This is a genomic window from Priestia megaterium (genome assembly GCF_046599315.1).
GTDB lineage: Bacteria > Bacillota > Bacilli > Bacillales > Bacillaceae_H > Priestia > Priestia megaterium_F.
In genome coordinates, this window is record NZ_JBKIKC010000001.1 from 555,647 (window position 1) to 572,682 (window position 17,036).

The following is a 17,036-nucleotide window of genomic DNA, read 5'->3' on the forward strand; positions in this document are numbered from 1 at the left end:
TTAGAATCGTGTATCAATTTTATTGCAAATGGTATAAAGTTTAGTCGGTTCGTCATGTACGCTACCAAGCCGATTATCATTACTAAGGAATACCATACCCATTTTCAAATACGATTAAACCCTAACAAGAAAGGATTACGAAATTAAGTTTACCTATCCTTTCATTAAATAAATTCTCATGTAGCATTACTTCCTATGTATAAATAAGAAGATTAGATATCTATTTTTTAGTTTGTATAGCCTATGCGAAACTAGTTACGAAAAAACGCCACTTACTTTAATAAGCGGCGTCTCTTCTTTTAGAAAACTTGAGTAAAGGCTACGATTAAAATCGTAATCCCGCTTATTAACGTTCCAAATTGACCTAATGTAAACTTTCCAATTTGAACATTTGCTGCTTTTTGCCCCACCATTACTCCTAACCATACTGTTATAAAACTACCAAATGCTGATGTAAGCGAAATAGCTAAAGGTGATAAACCAAGTAAACCAGCCCCTAGACCATTCGTAAGTGCATTCGCTGAAAGTGCAACACCCAGGACACTGCTTTCGATCCATCCAATATATCGTACTTTTTCTTGACCCGTACTACCTAATTCATCAATTCCGTTATTTCTTTGAGATCCAACTAATAAAATAATTCGAATCCCAATTAGCGTTAATAATACGACGGCTACAATAACATGGAACACTCCTGGTAAAATCGTTGAAATCTACCTTCCAAATATAATCCCCATCATGCTAAACAGGAAACAAATAGTTGCGATCAGTAAATTAGAAAGCCACTTTATTCTTATCTTTCGCACTCCATAAGATATTCCTACGCCAAAATTATCTACGCTTGACGATATTGCAAAACCTAATATGAATAACCATTGCATTTTACATTCTCCTTTTGATGATAATGTTGAGGAAATTTGCTTACTTTCTGCATATATTGTTGATAAACCTTCAATAAAATGATTACTACGCATTGAAAAATATAAAGAGGTGAATAGTGATGTCTAACATCCAAAATGAACAAAGTCTTGGTTTGTTATTAAGGTCTTTACTAAAGGAAAATTCTTTATCCATGAGGAAACTTAGCTCACTTACGGGGATTGATACGGCAACTATTTCACGGATTATAAATGGAAAGCAGCAGGCAAATCTACATCATTTAAAGCAATTTGCGCATTATTTAAATACTCCTCTTGAAGCATTAATTGACCCTGCTGGAGTTTCTTCAAACAATCGAGAAAATGAGTTAGAAACAGACATTTATTACTCTATTGATAAAATTCAAGAAATACTTAAATCTTTTAATATTGTGGATACAAACTTTACGATTGAACGTGTAAAACAAGAACTAACAAAATATAAGCAATATGCACAGACAGATGAAGGACACAACATGATTTGTAATAACTTTCAAACCAAAATAGAGCAAGTAGGCAGTGTTGGTACCTTCATTGACCAATTAAAGCAAATGTATCTTGAATATTGTCATGAAGAAACCTCAGCTGCTAAGCGCTCTATATTAGGAAGTGCGCTATTATATTTTATTTTGCCTACCGATATCATTCCAGACTATGTCTTTCCAATCGGCTATTTAGACGATGCAATAGCTGTACAGCTGGTAATGAATCAACTTACAGAATAAAACTGCCTGATGTTAAGTGAATTGAAGGCGGCGTAGTTATCTATATTTAGTGTGAAAATGGAACTTTCTCTTGGTCACGACGATGGGCGGGTAAATATTCTATTGCTTTCTTTACTTTAGATAATTCTTTTGGAATGATCTTTTCTACAACTTTTTCTTTTTCACATGGTTTGCATTGATTATGATTACACCTATGCGCACACATACCTAAAGGGATTTTCTCTCCTAAAAATGGATCTATATAAAATCCATTTTCAAACAACTTACTCTTAATAAATTTCTCATTTTGCAATCTGCAGCAAGTTACACAATAGTACATTTGTTTTCCACTCTCTTTCTTATACTTGATTTTGAAACATCTTATGAGAACTCATCAAAAGAAGTGCTTGTTCCTACATTAAAATTTGAAAAAACCTCATCAAACGTTGAAAAATACTCAACACACGTCATTTACAAACATATAGTTTAATAATGACAGCATGAAGAGTGGCATACTTTGAGGAGGGATAATGATGAAAACAAGAGGTTTTGTGAACGCTGTAATTGGTATCTGGTTTATTTTAGCCCCTTGGATGCTTGGGTTTTCATACGATGCAGGAGCTACTTCATCAAGTATTGTATTTGGAATTCTTCAAGTTATCATGTCCTCTTGGGGAGCTAATAAACCTGGATGGAATTCATGGCAAAACTGGATTTCACTCATTACTGGATTGTTGTTTATCCTTTTTCCCTTTATTTATTCATTAACAGATGGGGTACTTTGGTCTAGCATCATACTTGGGTTAATGACAGTAATATTTAGCTTATGGAGCTTGAGCTCTAAATCAAAACTAAAAGCTGTCAGTTAAAGAGTGAATAATATTCCATCATTTACTTAAACTATTCATGATGCCGCAACGCATCGACCTATGTGATAAGCAATTCTTGTAGCAGAAAAGCCTACATTGTTCTATTCAATACAACAAAACTTTGAGGAACGTTATAAAATATAAATTCAAAAAGACTGCCTAATTTGGCAGTCTTTTTTCTAGGTTATGAGAAGTGATAATGAATTTTATCTTCAACTTTTCTTAACATATCTTTATACGCTTCCTTATCAAGGTATCCAATACTTCCAAATAGTAAATGGTCTACCGTCTCAATTCCTGTAAAATCAAATATTCCAATGTCAGATGTCACTTTCAGGCCTGCAGTCATACCAATGCTGTCGTAAACTTCATTAGGGGTACCATGAGTGTTAATAATGAGCCCTTTTTTGCCTTTTAATAGCTTCACAATTCCTTCTTCTTCAGAAGCATAGGCAAACTCATATGCGAATACTCGATCGACATAACCTTTAAGGATGGCAGGAAGTCCTGTCCACCAAATAGGATAAATAAAGGTGATGATATCCGCTTCAGAAATAAATTCTTGTTCTACTTTAATATCATTAGGTATTTTCCCTGCCTTCATAGCTTCTGTATCTTCCGGCTTTAAAACAGGTTGAAAGTCAAGTTTATACAAATCGCGTACAACAACTTCGTGTCCATTTTTCTTTAAAGTATTAACTGCTGTATCTAAAATAGCATGATTTAAACTTTCAGGATTAGGATGTGCATATACAATAAGATGTTTCATAATGAAGAACCTCCATCTATAACTTTTTAATTTTCATTTACCTATTAGCTTTAATCTAATAGTATAATTTTAGACATTTTTTTAAAAGTAGGCATTTTTTTATGACATAGTCACAAAAATAGTACTATTGAGAAAGGGAGGGATTTATAGTGGCAAGAGCTTTTTTTAGTGATCCTCCAGAAGAACATAAAGAAGTTTGTCCTGTTACCCAAACACAAGATATTATTGCAGGAAAATGGAAAATCATTCTTCTATGGCATTTAAGTATAAAAACAAGAAGGTTTAATGAACTTCAAAGGCTGTTACCTACTATTTCAAAAGGAATCTTAACACGTCAATTAAGGGAATTGGAAAAAGATAATATGGTTCATAGGGAAGTATATAAAGAAGTTCCTCCGAAAGTGGAATACTCTTTAACCCCTTTAGGACAAAGCTTTATCCCTATTTTGTATAGTATGGGTGAATGGAGCAAAAAGCATTTAAAAAGGCAATCAAAATAAGCTTCTATTTCTTAGTGCACGTTGAGTTACCGTGATGTGCCTTATAGGAATAAGCTAAAGAGCACCCTGCTATTCTATAGGGTGCTCTTTAATTTCTATATAAAAACTAGTCCCTTAAAGAAATTCCCGATAATATTAAATTATTTATCCTAATTTTTCAAAGCCAGTTTCCAATATTTTATTCAGCCAGTTGTTTTAAATAGTTACGAAGACGAATTTTCGGATTTAATTCGGTATTTGTAATATGCTTTACGTATCGAATTGCACTTTGCATGATATCATAGTCACTAATTTTATTTGACCGATATTCAACAAAAGGAGGAAGATAGATCATGCCAACTAAACTAGCAGATGCCTGGAACGGCTTTGTTAATTCGCTTACTGAAAATAAATTATAACCGCCCGCTTGATAAGAATGTTCAGGCGAACCGATAGAAATAGCCAATACCCACTCCTTTCCGGTCAGCTTCGTTCCGCCAGGACCATGGGCCCAGCCAAAGGTAAACACTTCATCAAACCACTGTTTTAAAAGCGGAGGACTACTATACCAATACAGTGGAAACTGAAAAACAATACGATCATGGGCAAGAAGTAGTTGTTGTTCAAATTCCACATCAATGGGTTGATCATCATATTTGTCATAGAGATCATGAACAGTTAAATCTGTTTGACTCAAAACAGCTTCCTTCCACATTTTATTTACTCGAGAAGATTCAATATTTGGATGTGCAATGAGCACTAATGTTTTCATTTATGTACCTCCTTGTTATTTTTGATATGATTATATTGTATATTTTGTAATAAATTAGAGGAAGTACGCACATTAATTAAACATAGTATAAAACTGTATACTATAGGGAGGGAAATGGATGAGAAACAAAAAAGTAGGATTTAATTATTCACCCAGTAAAGTCGGGTGCCCAGTTGAAACCACATTAGATGTAATAGGCGGGAAATGGAAAGGAATTATACTCTATCATCTCATTGACGGAAAGAAACGTTTTAATGAGTTCCGAAAACTTTATCCTGGCATTACACAGCGGATGCTGACTTTACAATTAAGGGAATTAGAAAAAGACGGGATTGTTCACCGTGAAATTTATAAAGAAATCCCTCCAAAAGTAGAGTACTCTTTAACAGAATTCGGAAGATCTCTAGAACCAATCATTTTACTGATGAAAGACTGGGGAGAAAAGCATAAAAACAGAATTACTACTGCCAGAACAATAGAAAAAGAAGAAATTTGAACATGAAATACATTTATTAATAGATTAGTGTATTTCATGTATGACCTATGCACGAGCATTTACCGTAATCAACGTTCTCAGAAACCTCAAAAAGGGCTTTTAATTAGAATTAAAAGCCCTTTTTTAATAAGAAGATACATAATACCAGTTTTTATGTACTTTTTCTATTTGTTTAAAATCCCCATCAAAATCGCTTTTTGAAGGTTTATTATCGTTTGGGTCATATACAAACCCTGAGAAATTGTCTAGCATCCCACGGTATGTAAAGAAAAGAATTGATTTAGCCTTTCCTTTTGTTTCTAATACAATGGCTCCTCCACCTTTAGACAACTGAGTATACTCTTTAGGTAATTGAATAAGTGATGGATTATCAGATACATTAGGGTTAATGACACCATTTTCTATTTTAGCTGCAACCTCTTCTCTCTTATCTTGATGAATTTTAAAGTTCAGATCTAAATTGACTTGATTGAAGGGAAAGAAGAGCCATAATGCGATAGTAATAAGTTGAATAAAAAATGGTTGCCAATTTCTACTTTTAAAAAGATGAATCAGTGCCCATACAGTCATTATGATAAAGAAAGCATATACAAATAACCAAATAGGTAACATTAAAAATTCCGTTACAATATCAACCAGATTCCACTGAAAAAAGGACACTAGAATAACTAATAAACTACTAATTAACGATAAAAGCAACAATCGATTACGTTTCACACACTTTCCTCTTCCTGAAATAATTCTTTCTTTAACCTTAATTATATATCAAAATCCCTATAAAAACGTATTTATACTTCATACATAATTAGTTACCATAATGTTAATTCTCGGCACAAAAAAGAAGCTCAAGAACTATCGAACTAGCCCTTGAGCTTCTTTTCCCCAATGTCTTGGGATAGCTAAATTAGCTGGCAACTTTGTATGTACATTGCCCTTTGCCGCATTCATCTGTGCTTGAGTAAGAAAAATACTCCCTGCAAGGTCCGCACCACTTAAATCAGCATCCCTAAAGTCTGCACCAATAAGGTCTGTTAATCGTAGATCAGCCTCTCTAAGATCGGCAGCTATAAATAATGCTCCCCTTAAATTAGCTCCTCTGAGATTAGCTTTTCTTAGATTAGCACCAATATAATCACAGCTACGCTTAAGTTTCTTTCCTAACTTTTTAGTAGCTGTTTTAGGGCGTACTAATTCACTTGTACGTAAAAGCAAGCCATTCACTTTCATTCTATGTTCATGTACATCAATTTTCAAAATATCCTGTGGACTTTGTTCGATTAGATGTTCAGTTTCTTCAAAGGTAATTTTTAAATCATTGTGAATCGGTTTCGTTGCTTGGAAATCAAGTGCCTCACTTAAATACCAAAGCATTTCATGCAACTGTTGAATAATTGGAAACACATCAAACATTTCCTTAGCCCTCGTTTTGTTATCTCTCCAACTATTTCCTTCATAAATAATTTGAGAAACCCTTTGACCTGCCCCAAAACATTCATATCCCACACAACCTTTAAATCCTGTAGTTATGAGGTTTTTATGAATTGAACATGAATAATTTGACTGTAAATGACGGCAAGGAGTGCCACCATCTTTATCAAACGCAAAATCAGCAGATCTTGCATAAGGTAAGGCTACGCAGCACAAACCAAAACACTTTGAACAGTCGGAACGCAAATTATTTCGAGTATCATTATCTATTTCTGCTTTATTAGACAAAACAACCCATTCCTCCCATGTTAAATACCACAATATACTATTATATTAATAATAGTTAAAGAGAAAATAAAGGTAATTTTCAGGTTATATTCAGTGTGTAAGATCCGGATTTTGTTACCATAATCAGCTGTACAGGAACCAAAAATTTCATTATCTTATATAAGACGATAGAGTTTTAATCACCTATAATTACTTTCTACCGGTGTCCCTAAATTATCTAAATCTTGACTGATATTTAAGATAATTAAGTAATGCCATTCTCCTTTACGTTTCCCTAAATTCACTACTTGATGGACTTCAACATGATCATTTTCATACTCTCTAGCTGCTTCACACATTTCCCTCAATGTACTGCCAAACTCTGTGTTATCCCAATTTCTTACCGTCAAATCAATATAAGACTGGCTCTTTTTCAAATTCATATCTCACTCTCCCTATTATTAAAAATAACATTAAAGGAATAGTTTAGGTGAAATAACTTAGTTGCCATAATGTTAAATATCAGAAAAGTAAAAGGAATCTATAGTTATAGATTCCTTTTTATGGTTATATATTTGTTAATTAACAGCACACAAGATTATCTTACTGTAAACTGAATACTATACTCTTTAGGCTTAACAGTATGTAATTTATTAAAATATCGTAAATTAATATTTGAATAGGAGGAACTTATGCTATCGCTTCATAGAATTTTAAAATTGCGTGATTTAGAAATTTTCCAAGTAGCAAGAAATGGAGAAATCATATCTTTTGCAGTCATTGAAGACACTAGAAATCCATTTACAGAAGAAGATAAAAAACTAGATCCATTATGTTATATGGATGAAGAAGATATTAACGCGATTTTAAATGTCTTTAGGATTTCAATAATTAATGATGAAAAATTAAATGAAGAAGATTCAACCTTTCTAAGATCGTTCTTTTCAGATTTTGTTAATAATACAAATTTAACAAACTTTATTATTATAGAGTATATTCAAGAAGATTTGTATGGTCATGAAGTTAATATAAAATTTTTCAATAAAATTTTAAAGAATATAGGTTCAAATTATATTATTGAAGAATTTGATGAAATAAATTGGATTTATTTATCTCAAGATTAAAATATAAACTATACTTTTATACACCTATTAAAACGCATCCAAAATAGTATTTATCTCAAAAAATATGTTATAGTTTAGCTCCAATAATCGTTCATGCTTAATGCGTGTGAATGAACCCTTACAAAAAGCAGCCTCGCTTGCCAATGCCGAGGCTGCTTTTTCTTATTTCACAAGGACTTTTGTCTTAAAAATGGGTGTATTCCCTGCGAACAAATACTTAGAAATCGCATATCATAATGTACCTTCTAATTGAGCGAGGTATACTATTATAGGAGACTTGGTTAATTATATTAAAGATTTGGGCTTTCCAATTGCACTATCTTTTTATTTACTTGTTCGTATTGAAAGCAAATTAGATAGAATTACAGAACTGCTTCAAATTCTTATTGAAAAAAGGACAAGCAATAAGCAACTTCTGTTTTTATACCCAAAGCGAATTCGTACCTTCTTTTTCAAGATGCAGCACGTTCACTTCTATTCCCTTATCATATCCATGATCTCCACCTGGAAGAACAATCAAGCCACTCGCGGCAGCTAAAGAGGAAATAGCGCCTGACTTGTCCATTCCAACTGGCGTTACAACAAGCTTTCCGCCTTCGTCTGTAATTTCTCCTCGCACCATTCTCGTAAATGCATTAGGTTCTTTGAAACGGCCGTTTAATACGGCTGTTGTTTTATGTAAATGAGGCGCCGGTGAATGCAAAAAGCTACGAACAATCGGACGAACAAACAGCTCAAACCCAACATAGCAAGCAGATGGGTTTCCAGATAACCCAAACAGCAGCTGTCCGTTTCGTTCCGCGACTGTTGTGACGCTTCCTGGTCGCATCGCAATTTTGTTAAACAGCACATTCACGCCTAGTTTTTCGTAAATAGCCGGTAAATAATCATAGTCGCCAACCGATACGCCGCCGGTTGTCAGTAAAATATCCACTTCTTCAAGCGCTTTTTCTACCGCTTCATAGCAGCGATCAAAGTTGTCTTCAAGCTTACCTAGGTGTTTCGGAATCCCGCCGCTTCTTACGATTTGCGCGAGTACCATATAAGAGTTGCTGTTGCGAATTTTCCCTGGTTCTAACGGTTCATTTACATCAAGCAGTTCGCTTCCCGTTGTTAGCACACCGACAACCGGCTGCTTCACTACAGCCACATCCGCATAGCCAAACGTCGCTAAAAAAGCCGTGATTCCAGGATTAATGCGCGTTCCTTGTGAAACCAGCACGTCTCCTTTTTTTGTTTCTTCTCCTTTTAACGCAATGTGCTCCCACTTTGAAGCCCGTCGGCTTAACGCCATATACGTCTTGCCTTCTTTTTCATACGACTTCGTTACTTCAAGCATCACAACTGCATCACACGAATGAGGCACCTGTGCTCCTGTCATAATACGCACCGCTTGAAACGGCTTTACTTCTTCTTCAAAGACAGAGCCGGCGCCGATTTCACCTACAACTTCGAACTCCACAGGATGTTCACTTGAGACTTCTACGCAGTCTTGTGCTCGAACCGCAAAGCCGTCATAAAGCGATTTATTAAAATGAGGGACGTTTTGATCAGCGATAATATCTTCTCCTAAATAACGTCCGTAGCTTTCAGTGATCGATACGCGTTCGATGCTGCCTTTTCTTTTATATGCCATGACTTTTTCAATTGCTTCAGGAATTGAAATAGGTGTTCTGCTTTCTAACATACATTCTTCACTTCCTTTACATCTGTTCACTTTTTGCGCTATGGTGTAAAATCATAGCATATCTCACTATTTCTATCATACAACAAAATTTACTGAAAAAGGATGAAAACACTGATGTCTTCTTTTACACATTTTAATGACCAAGGCCGTGCCAATATGGTCGATATCAGCGAAAAATCTATCACTCGCCGCATTGCAACAGCTCGTTCAAGCATACTTGTTAACAAAGAAATTCACGAAGCCATTATAGAACATAAAATTGGAAAAGGCGACGTCCTTGCTGTTGCACAAGTAGCGGGAATCATGGCGGCAAAACGTACGTCTGACATTATTCCAATGTGCCACCCTCTTCTATTAAAAGGCGTGAACCTTTCATTTGACTGGGATACAAGCAATGATCAATACCGTTTATTAATAGAAGCAACTGTTAAAACAGAAGGCTCAACGGGCGTTGAAATGGAAGCTTTAACCGCCGCTTCTGCCTGTGCATTAACTGTCTATGATATGTGCAAAGCCATTGATAAAGGCATGATTATCGGCGAAACGTATTTACTTGAAAAATCAGGCGGCAAAAACGGTGACTACAAGCGCACAGAAGCTTAAAGGAGGGACACAATGAGCGTACACGAACATAAATCAAAAGCAACTCAGCCCGTTCGCTGTAAAGTCATTACGGTATCAGATACGCGTACAAAAGAAACTGATAAAAGCGGCGCGCTAATGATTGAACTTCTGAAAGAACACGACATGCAAGTCGCTTCATATGAAATTGTAAAAGACGACCAAACGTCGATTCAACAAGCGATACTTACCGGATGCAGTGATGACAGAATTGACGTTGTCCTCACAAACGGCGGGACAGGCATCACAAAACGAGACGTCACGATTGAAGCCGTTCAAGCGCTGATTCATAAAGAAATCGTCGGGTTTGGCGAGCTGTTTCGTATGCTGAGCTACACTGAAGATATTGGCAGCGCAGCGATTATGAGCCGAGCAATTGCTGGGACGATTAACGAAAAAGCCGTTTTTTCTACACCGGGATCAAGCGGTGCTGTTCGTCTAGCTATGACCAAGCTGATTTTGCCTGAGCTACGCCACGTTGTGTGGGAGCTAAACCGCCAGCGTTAACAAAATGCCTATGCACACGCATAGGCATTTTTATTAATCATAGTCTTTATGTACCCACTCATCTTCTGGAATCCCTAAATCTTCTCCAGAAAAACGTTCTTCTTTAAACGGATCTCCTCTAAGGTGAAAGCCGTTTTGCTCCCAAAAGCCAGGATGGTTTTCATCAATGGCTTCAAAGCCTCGAAGCCATTTGACACTTTTCCAAAAGTACAGATGCGGAACAATCAATCTTAACGGATATCCATGCTTAGCCGTAAGCGGCTCTCCGTTAAAGGAATGGGCAAGAAGAATATCATCTCTGAGTAAATCTTCCACCTCAATGTTTGACGTATAGTCATTGTCTCCGTGCAGCATGATGTATTTACTTTTTAACTCCACGCCAATTGCTTTTAAAAAGTCTGTAAACAGCACGCCCGTAAATTCATTATCAAGCCTCGTCCATCTCGTTACGCAGTGAATATCACATTTCACCGTCGTTTGCGGCATGTCCAATATATCTTGATATGAACGCGTCACTTCTTTGTCTACTAGCCCAAACACGCGAAGCGTCCACTCCTCTAGGTTGTACTTCGGCACGTCGCCTTCATGTAAAATGGGAAAGCGCTCCGTCACTACCTGACCCGGAGGCACTCGTCCTTCATATTTTGGATCAATTTCTGGTATTTTCATTCGTTTAATACGGTCTGCTTTGTTCAAAATATCACCTCTTTGTTTTTTCTACATAAAAAAGCCCTTCCTTAAATCGTTAAGGAAGAGCTTCGTTTCAGCTTCTTCCTTATCTCTAAGAGCAGCGCGCTCTTAAGGATTTGGCACCATTCTGTCATAGACAGCGGTTGCCGGGTTTCACAGGGCCAGTCCCTCCACCTCTCTTGATAAGGAAACAAATTGTATTTGTTTTATGTAATAAAGTCAGTATTAAGCTTTTTTTCAAAATTGTCAATATTATTTTTCTTTTTCACATAAAAACTTTAAAAACAGACAGGGTTACAAGGTTTTAATCTACTAAAATACAAACTAAGACTTTTACCCTTCTCCATCAATCATCGTATACTTCCTGGCAAAGCGCTTATAGTAAATTTGTTGATTCCCTTGTCCATCATTAAAAACAAGCTGGTTATGATCAATATCTTTTTCTTTTAACACATGGCCTTTTTTCACCATATAATGGAGGGCATCATCTCGATCCGTAGTCTTTGCTACATCTTGACTTTGCACTTCTAATTTATATACGGCTTTTGCGGTTTGAATGGGACGGTAATCCCCAAACACCTTTTCCCAATTTAATAGAAGCAGCGCGCCACAGAGTATTATACATCCTCCAGCTGCTACGGTTAGTAGGAACCGTTTCGACACTACCTTTCTCTCCTTTACATTCTTTTTCTTCTATTTAACACAACAGATTGCCCTAAACTTGTTTTTACCCCAAGTCCTAGATACACGGCTGCAATTCACATTACCTTTTTAACAAATAATTGATTTGTTGTCCTATAATTACAATTATTATCTACTTTTTTATAAAGACTTAGTATTCTTCCTATATTACTTTTTTTTACATAATAAAGGAATATAAACAAATCGTTTCGCCTATGAGAAACGAATCGTTTTTTTACTTTTTACTTCGACTGACGTTTACATTTTAAAAGGCGTGTTAAATTATATATATAACAGTTACTAACTCGACAGCTTTTTATTCTAAATAGAAATTAAGACTCCTTGACTACTCTCCCAAGGGTTTACCTATGCGGATGCTGCCTACCCCGCAAGGGGGGCTGCAGACGCTTAGGTCTATCACCCCCGACATGCCTGCTCTTTTGGTATGTCAGGGGTGATAAATCGATGTATATATAAAGGAGGAAAAAATTATGAAAGTGAAACAACGATTATCAAAAGTAGCAGCCACTGCAACCATTACAGGAATTGCTGCATTTGGATTTGCTCCTGTCGCTCAGTTTGATACACCAGCACATGCAGCTGTATCTCAAGAAACAAGCAGTCAAACAGCTGTAAAAAACATTAATGAAATTTATAATGCGGCGGTGCAAGGTGAAGTGCCACGCTTAACGGCAGACTTAAAAATCGGCAAAAACCTTCGTCAAGATGTCCGTGATCAGTTCGGCCCACCGCCTGAAGGTTCATCAAACAACTTTGACTACTATCATGCGGAAATGGGTCACCCTGGATATGCATTTGGCTATGACCAAAATAACGTGATTAACGAAATCCGCTATTTTGGTACAAATGTAGAGCGTCAAACAAATCTAGGCTCCATCACGCAAGCTAACTTAAAGAAAGAATTAGGTCAGCCGAACTTTACAAGCAAAGTAAAAGGTGATGGTACTACTCAAACAAAGTACACGTATCACGCCGGCGCTTATGATCTTGAATTTATCTTTGATGATGCCAAAACGTTAAATCATGTAAACTTAGTTGCAAAACCTTGAGTAATAGAAAAAGTAGCAGAAAATCTGCTACTTTTTTTCATGGAATAAAACTAATGCTGAATCAGCTACGTGTTCGTAGCCAATGTCTATGTAAATCTTATTAGACGTAGGGTTTGTAACGTCTGTGTATAAGCTTGTTGTTTGAAAACCGCTGTCTAGCATAAGCTGCGAAAGCGTGGACACACAGCTTGATGCATAGCCTTTTTTACGCTCTTCACGGGGCGTGTACACATAGTTAATCGTAATGTTATGGGCTGTTGGACGCGTGGCATTTGCCATGGATACATACTTCCCGTTTACTTCCCATAGAAACAACCCTCCCGCTTCAATAAAGGCTTCTCCTGCTTTTGCAGCTTGTTCTTTTGACACAGGCTCCCCAATGTTCTCCATAAACTTTTCTATCCATTCCGTCACTAGCGGAAGTTGCTTCAACCTTGCTTTTACTAGCACTCCGTCAGTATCCGAAGCTTTTTTCACTTTGTCTAACCGATAAATGCGCTGATCCATTTTTAAAGAAGCTTCTTGATTTTTTAAGTTTGCTAGTTGTTGAGAAAGATATAAAACCGTTTGTCTCTCTCCAACTAATCCGGGTATTTCGATTTCTTGTAATAGCTCAGCCGCTTCGTTCAGTTCAAGATCCGTTAGCTGCTGTATTTGAGACAGTATAATTTGCTGAGGATGCGTTTGCAGCAAAACAAGCGCAGCATGGTTATTTTTCAAAAAAACACCCATAAAATTCGGCTTGATGCTTTCATTTAAGCTGTGTAAAATGCCAAGCGCTAAGTTATGAAGAACTTCATTCTTTGATAAAAGCGGCTCTACTTGGTTTTTAAACTCCTGCACTTCTCTATATCTATGTAACTGGATCATTTTCTTTGTACCTCCGCAAATGCTCTTACTGGAAATGTTCCGGCTCCTTTTATTTTAGGAGGCACTGCGTAAAATAAAAATGGCTCTGTTAGTTGATCTAAGTGACATAAGTGTTCAGCAATCACAATATCCGCCCCTAACAGCAGCGTATGAGCTGGTCTTGCTTTCCCTTTTGTGTCATCAATATTCATCGAATCAATCCCAACAAGAGCCGGCTGTCGAGACACTAAATAAGCTGCTGCGCTTTCTGTTAAGTATGGATGATTTTCTAAGTAATCGTCTGTATTCCAGTAGCGATCCCATCCCGTATAAATTAATACCGCTTTGCCTTTTACGTCTACATGTTGAAAATGGGATTCATCAATAGCCGTTAAATTCGGGTCAACTGAAACGACTATTCCTTCTAACCCGGCTGTCTTATCAATAGCCGTTTGAGCTAAATCGGTTCCATCTTTGTATCTGTGAAACGGCACGTCAATATATGTACCGGTATTCGTGACCATTTCAATTTTACCGATTTGAAATTCAGTCCCTGGTTCATAAAGCTTCTTAGACGTTTCTCGGCTTAAATAGTCGCAAATAATTGGTGCCGGCAAGCCTTTATGTGTGATAACTCCATCTTCAATTACGTGACTTAGATCAATATACGTTCTTTTTTTCATACCTTCACCTACTTTTTAAATATTCAGTAAAAATATTCTAACACAAAAAACCTCTTCCTAGTTTCATAGAAAGAGGTTTTTTAGAGAACGCTACTAACTTGATAAACACACATCGTACGTGTGCTTTGTATAAACAAAGCCTTCAAAAATAAGGCGAGCTGTACGCACTACTTTGATTCCCTTAACCTGTCCATTTTTTAAATCTGCACTGGTTTCCATAATTCCCATTGGATGCGCAAGACGAACCGTATCGCCTTTTAGCTGAACCATTTCTGACAGCAGCGTGCCTTTTGTATAAATCGCCGCTGTTGTACAAATTGCTCCGGTAATGGCAAGCGTTTGATGCGGCTTTTGCATAGACATCATCCGAATTAATAGATCCATTTGAGAAGCTGCTCTTTCTCTTCCAGTTCCGTCGCGGTGGTTCATAGGAGGAGCAATAATCGTCATTTTAGGAACGGCTGGTGATAGTTTAGTTGCTTTGTCTTGAGGTGCGAGTCCCGCTTTTTCCGCTGCAATTGAGCGTATTTCTTCAAGTAACATTAGCTGTTTTTCCGTGTATTCATGCGGAAGTTCCGTTCCTGTTAGGCCAATATCCGCTGCTTCAACAAATACAAGCGGATTTCCTACATCAACAATTGATGCTTTTATCTTTCCAATGGATGTGTGCAGCAAATCAATAGCATTTCCCGTCGGCAGCAGTTTTCCGGTAACGGCTCCTTCTCCGTTTTCAAATGAAAGATAAATAGGTGAACCTGTACCTGGCACTCCAGGAATCATACATGACCCTTCTGTTTTTACCGTTCCGTTTTCTACTTCTACTTCCGCTACGATTACTTTTTTTGTATTCGTGTTATAAATCCGTACTTTGGTTACCGGTTCCACAGCTTTGACAAGTCCTTGTTCGATTGCATAAGGTCCGACTGCTGAAGAGATATTGCCGCAGTTCCCTTTAAAATCAACGAGAGATTCGCTGATGCTGACCTGCGCAAACGTGTAGTCCACGTCAGCTTCTTCTAAATCTGACTTTTTAATAATCGCAATTTTACTCGTCAGCGAATTGGCACCGCCTAACCCGTCGATTTGACGGTGATCCGGACTTCCCATTATATCTAGCAAAAACGGTTCCCAATCCGATTTGTTCACAGGCATTTCTTCATGATTGATAAAAACTCCTTTACTCGTTCCACCTCTCATAACCGTTACAGGAATACGCGTCATATTAATCACCTTTCTCTCCTACTAACAAACGCCGAGGCGTTCATCAAAGCATTTTATTTTTTTACTATTTAGAACCGGTTCATTTGCCATTTATCGTATAATAGAGGTGGTCATAAGTAAAATACATAAAATTTATTGTCTTTTTAAAAATTTTTTTATAATCTAAATACAAGGGGGAATTGGGATGGATCAAAAAGATTGGAAATTAATTAAAACGCTTCACGAGGAAAAGAACATTACGCGAACGGCTGAAAGGCTCTATGTATCGCAGCCTTCTTTAAGCTACCGCCTTAAAAACCTTGAAGAAGAGTTTGGCGTGACGCTGTTTTTTAAAACAAAAAAAGGAATTGAGTTTACATCTGAAGGTGAGCACCTTGTTCGCTATGCAGAAAATATGTGGAAGCAGCTGCAAGAAACAAAAGACAGCATGCGTAATATGAGCGAAACCGTTACGGGAACGCTTCGCTTAGGGGTATCGAGTAACTTTGCACAGCATAAGCTTCCTAAAATTTTAAAGCAGTTCTCTCTTCACTACCCAAACGTGCAGTTCAGCGTTAATACTGGCTGGAGTACGCAAGTCATGAATCTATTGGACTCTTCGCGTGTTCACGTTGGTATTTTACGAGGCAATTATCCGTGGAACGGAGAAAAATCACTGCTGACGAAAGAACGGCTCTGCTTAATTTCTAAAAAAGAAATTGCCATCGATGACCTGCCGAATTTACCTTATATTAACTATAAAACCGATACGTCACTAAAAGATCTCATTCAAGACTGGTGGCATGACAAGTTTTCAGAACCTCCGTTTGTGGCAATGGAAGTTGACCGGCAAGAAACAGCCAAAGAAATGGTCAAAAATGATTTAGGCTTTGCGATTTTACCTGAAATTTGCCTTCACTCTAGCGACAACTTATATACATATGGACTTTCATACCGGGATGAATCACCTCTGCTTCGAAACACGTGGCTCATGTATGATCCCTCTTACTTAAATCTATCTGTTGTTAAGGCATTTATTGATTTTTTGAAGCTAAGTGAAAAGTAAAACAATCGTTAAAAAGTTTGTGCCTTTAGAGAATCTCTCTTTTGGACCAAGCTTTTTCCAGACTACCATTATAAAAATTTTTTATGAACTTTCTAAAAAAACCTATATTTCCTTTATTTTTTAAAATGTACTAACATAAAAACAAGAAACATCAGCG

The 17,036-nt window shown here is 36.9% G+C and carries 22 protein-coding genes, 1 pseudogene and 1 riboswitch; of the genes and pseudogenes, 10 read left to right on the plus strand and 13 right to left on the minus strand.

Annotated features, from left to right (window positions below):
- Window positions 1–299: 299 nt before the first annotated feature.
- Window positions 300–881: pseudogene (locus ACLHDF_RS03095) on the minus strand (manganese efflux pump).
- Between the two features lie 119 nt (window positions 882–1,000).
- On the opposite strand from ACLHDF_RS03095, the gene ACLHDF_RS03100 reads away from it, so the two are divergent.
- Entirely contained in the window at window positions 1,001–1,642 is a 642-nt protein-coding gene (locus ACLHDF_RS03100; protein ID WP_413917559.1) for a DUF1232 domain-containing protein, read from the plus strand.
- 46 nt (window positions 1,643–1,688) lie between these two features.
- On the opposite strand, the gene ACLHDF_RS03105 is transcribed toward ACLHDF_RS03100, so the two are convergent.
- The gene (locus ACLHDF_RS03105) at window positions 1,689–1,961 is read right to left on the minus strand and encodes a DUF3973 domain-containing protein (RefSeq protein WP_413917560.1); all 273 of its coding nucleotides are present in this window, start codon (window positions 1,959–1,961) and stop codon (window positions 1,689–1,691) included.
- A gap of 193 nt (window positions 1,962–2,154) precedes the next feature.
- On the opposite strand from ACLHDF_RS03105, the gene ACLHDF_RS03110 reads away from it, so the two are divergent.
- Window positions 2,155–2,490, plus strand: a complete 336-nt coding sequence (locus tag ACLHDF_RS03110; RefSeq protein WP_413917561.1) for an SPW repeat protein — start codon at window positions 2,155–2,157, stop codon at window positions 2,488–2,490.
- Window positions 2,491–2,674: 184 nt separating this feature from the next.
- Here ACLHDF_RS03110 and ACLHDF_RS03115 read toward each other — a convergent pair whose 3' ends face one another.
- Window positions 2,675–3,259, minus strand: coding sequence for an NAD(P)H-dependent oxidoreductase (locus ACLHDF_RS03115; RefSeq protein ID WP_413917562.1), 585 nt, complete (start codon window positions 3,257–3,259; stop codon window positions 2,675–2,677).
- A gap of 149 nt (window positions 3,260–3,408) precedes the next feature.
- Between ACLHDF_RS03115 and ACLHDF_RS03120 the strand changes: the two genes are divergently transcribed.
- Window positions 3,409–3,759, plus strand: coding sequence for a winged helix-turn-helix transcriptional regulator (locus tag ACLHDF_RS03120; protein WP_413917563.1), 351 nt, complete (start codon window positions 3,409–3,411; stop codon window positions 3,757–3,759).
- Between the two features lie 178 nt (window positions 3,760–3,937).
- On the opposite strand, the gene ACLHDF_RS03125 is transcribed toward ACLHDF_RS03120, so the two are convergent.
- A complete protein-coding gene (locus ACLHDF_RS03125) occupies window positions 3,938–4,510 on the minus strand; it encodes an NAD(P)H-dependent oxidoreductase (RefSeq protein WP_413917564.1) in 573 nt (190 codons plus the stop codon).
- Window positions 4,511–4,628: 118 nt separating this feature from the next.
- Here ACLHDF_RS03125 and ACLHDF_RS03130 point away from each other — a divergent pair, with 118 nt between their 5' ends.
- The gene (locus tag ACLHDF_RS03130; RefSeq protein WP_413917565.1) at window positions 4,629–5,006 is read left to right on the plus strand and encodes a winged helix-turn-helix transcriptional regulator; all 378 of its coding nucleotides are present in this window, start codon (window positions 4,629–4,631) and stop codon (window positions 5,004–5,006) included.
- Between the two features lie 123 nt (window positions 5,007–5,129).
- Here ACLHDF_RS03130 and ACLHDF_RS03135 read toward each other — a convergent pair whose 3' ends face one another.
- The 3 genes from ACLHDF_RS03135 to ACLHDF_RS03145 all read right to left on the minus strand — a co-directional run bounded on the left by ACLHDF_RS03135 (window position 5,130) and on the right by ACLHDF_RS03145 (window position 7,144).
- Window positions 5,130–5,723, minus strand: coding sequence for a hypothetical protein (locus ACLHDF_RS03135; RefSeq protein WP_413917566.1), 594 nt, complete (start codon window positions 5,721–5,723; stop codon window positions 5,130–5,132).
- Between the two features lie 135 nt (window positions 5,724–5,858).
- Window positions 5,859–6,722 (minus strand): pentapeptide repeat-containing protein, encoded by an 864-nt coding sequence (locus tag ACLHDF_RS03140; protein WP_413917567.1) that lies wholly within the window; start codon window positions 6,720–6,722, stop codon window positions 5,859–5,861.
- A 179-nt stretch (window positions 6,723–6,901) separates the two neighbouring features.
- Window positions 6,902–7,144: a hypothetical protein gene (locus ACLHDF_RS03145; RefSeq protein ID WP_413917568.1), complete on the minus strand. Its 243-nt coding sequence runs from the start codon at window positions 7,142–7,144 to the stop codon at window positions 6,902–6,904.
- A 249-nt stretch (window positions 7,145–7,393) separates the two neighbouring features.
- On the opposite strand from ACLHDF_RS03145, the gene ACLHDF_RS03150 reads away from it, so the two are divergent.
- The gene (locus ACLHDF_RS03150) at window positions 7,394–7,825 is read left to right on the plus strand and encodes a terpene synthase (protein WP_413917569.1); all 432 of its coding nucleotides are present in this window, start codon (window positions 7,394–7,396) and stop codon (window positions 7,823–7,825) included.
- 298 nt (window positions 7,826–8,123) lie between these two features.
- The gene (locus ACLHDF_RS03155) at window positions 8,124–8,363 is read left to right on the plus strand and encodes a YvrJ family protein (protein WP_413918252.1); all 240 of its coding nucleotides are present in this window, start codon (window positions 8,124–8,126) and stop codon (window positions 8,361–8,363) included.
- Here the strand turns inward: ACLHDF_RS03155 and glp are convergent.
- Window positions 8,247–9,512 (minus strand): gephyrin-like molybdotransferase Glp, encoded by a 1,266-nt coding sequence (gene glp, locus ACLHDF_RS03160; RefSeq protein WP_413917570.1) that lies wholly within the window; start codon window positions 9,510–9,512, stop codon window positions 8,247–8,249. The two genes, ACLHDF_RS03155 and glp, sit on opposite strands and share 117 nt — an antisense overlap.
- Before the next feature lie 114 nt (window positions 9,513–9,626).
- Here glp and moaC point away from each other — a divergent pair, with 114 nt between their 5' ends.
- Together moaC and ACLHDF_RS03170 are read left to right on the plus strand one after the other, a co-directional pair.
- Window positions 9,627–10,115 (plus strand): cyclic pyranopterin monophosphate synthase MoaC, encoded by a 489-nt coding sequence (gene moaC / locus ACLHDF_RS03165; RefSeq protein ID WP_413917571.1) that lies wholly within the window; start codon window positions 9,627–9,629, stop codon window positions 10,113–10,115.
- 12 nt (window positions 10,116–10,127) lie between these two features.
- Entirely contained in the window at window positions 10,128–10,640 is a 513-nt protein-coding gene (locus ACLHDF_RS03170; protein WP_413917572.1) for a MogA/MoaB family molybdenum cofactor biosynthesis protein, read from the plus strand.
- A 33-nt stretch (window positions 10,641–10,673) separates the two neighbouring features.
- Here the strand turns inward: ACLHDF_RS03170 and ACLHDF_RS03175 are convergent, their stop codons facing one another.
- Window positions 10,674–11,336, minus strand: coding sequence for a sulfite oxidase-like oxidoreductase (locus tag ACLHDF_RS03175; RefSeq protein ID WP_413917573.1), 663 nt, complete (start codon window positions 11,334–11,336; stop codon window positions 10,674–10,676).
- 76 nt (window positions 11,337–11,412) lie between these two features.
- Window positions 11,413–11,519, minus strand: a riboswitch (SAM riboswitch).
- 144 nt (window positions 11,520–11,663) lie between these two features.
- Window positions 11,664–11,993, minus strand: coding sequence for a hypothetical protein (locus ACLHDF_RS03180; protein WP_413917574.1), 330 nt, complete (start codon window positions 11,991–11,993; stop codon window positions 11,664–11,666).
- A gap of 509 nt (window positions 11,994–12,502) precedes the next feature.
- Between ACLHDF_RS03180 and ACLHDF_RS03185 the strand changes: the two genes are divergently transcribed.
- The gene (locus tag ACLHDF_RS03185; RefSeq protein ID WP_413917575.1) at window positions 12,503–13,081 is read left to right on the plus strand and encodes a YjgB family protein; all 579 of its coding nucleotides are present in this window, start codon (window positions 12,503–12,505) and stop codon (window positions 13,079–13,081) included.
- Window positions 13,082–13,108: 27 nt separating this feature from the next.
- Here the strand turns inward: ACLHDF_RS03185 and ACLHDF_RS03190 are convergent, their stop codons facing one another.
- The 3 genes from ACLHDF_RS03190 to ACLHDF_RS03200 form a co-directional block, all read right to left on the minus strand.
- Window positions 13,109–13,951, minus strand: a complete 843-nt coding sequence (locus ACLHDF_RS03190) for a GNAT family N-acetyltransferase (protein ID WP_413917576.1) — start codon at window positions 13,949–13,951, stop codon at window positions 13,109–13,111.
- Window positions 13,948–14,613: a cyclase family protein gene (locus tag ACLHDF_RS03195; protein WP_413917577.1), complete on the minus strand. Its 666-nt coding sequence runs from the start codon at window positions 14,611–14,613 to the stop codon at window positions 13,948–13,950. Before ACLHDF_RS03195 ends, ACLHDF_RS03190 begins: the two co-directional genes overlap by 4 nt.
- A 93-nt stretch (window positions 14,614–14,706) precedes the next feature.
- On the minus strand, window positions 14,707–15,834 hold the full coding sequence (locus ACLHDF_RS03200; protein WP_413918253.1) for a 2-methylaconitate cis-trans isomerase PrpF family protein: 1,128 nt from the start codon (window positions 15,832–15,834) through the stop codon (window positions 14,707–14,709).
- A 184-nt stretch (window positions 15,835–16,018) separates the two neighbouring features.
- On the opposite strand from ACLHDF_RS03200, the gene ACLHDF_RS03205 reads away from it, so the two are divergent.
- On the plus strand, window positions 16,019–16,879 hold the full coding sequence (locus ACLHDF_RS03205) for a LysR family transcriptional regulator (protein WP_413917578.1): 861 nt from the start codon (window positions 16,019–16,021) through the stop codon (window positions 16,877–16,879).
- Window positions 16,880–17,036 lie beyond the last annotated feature (157 nt).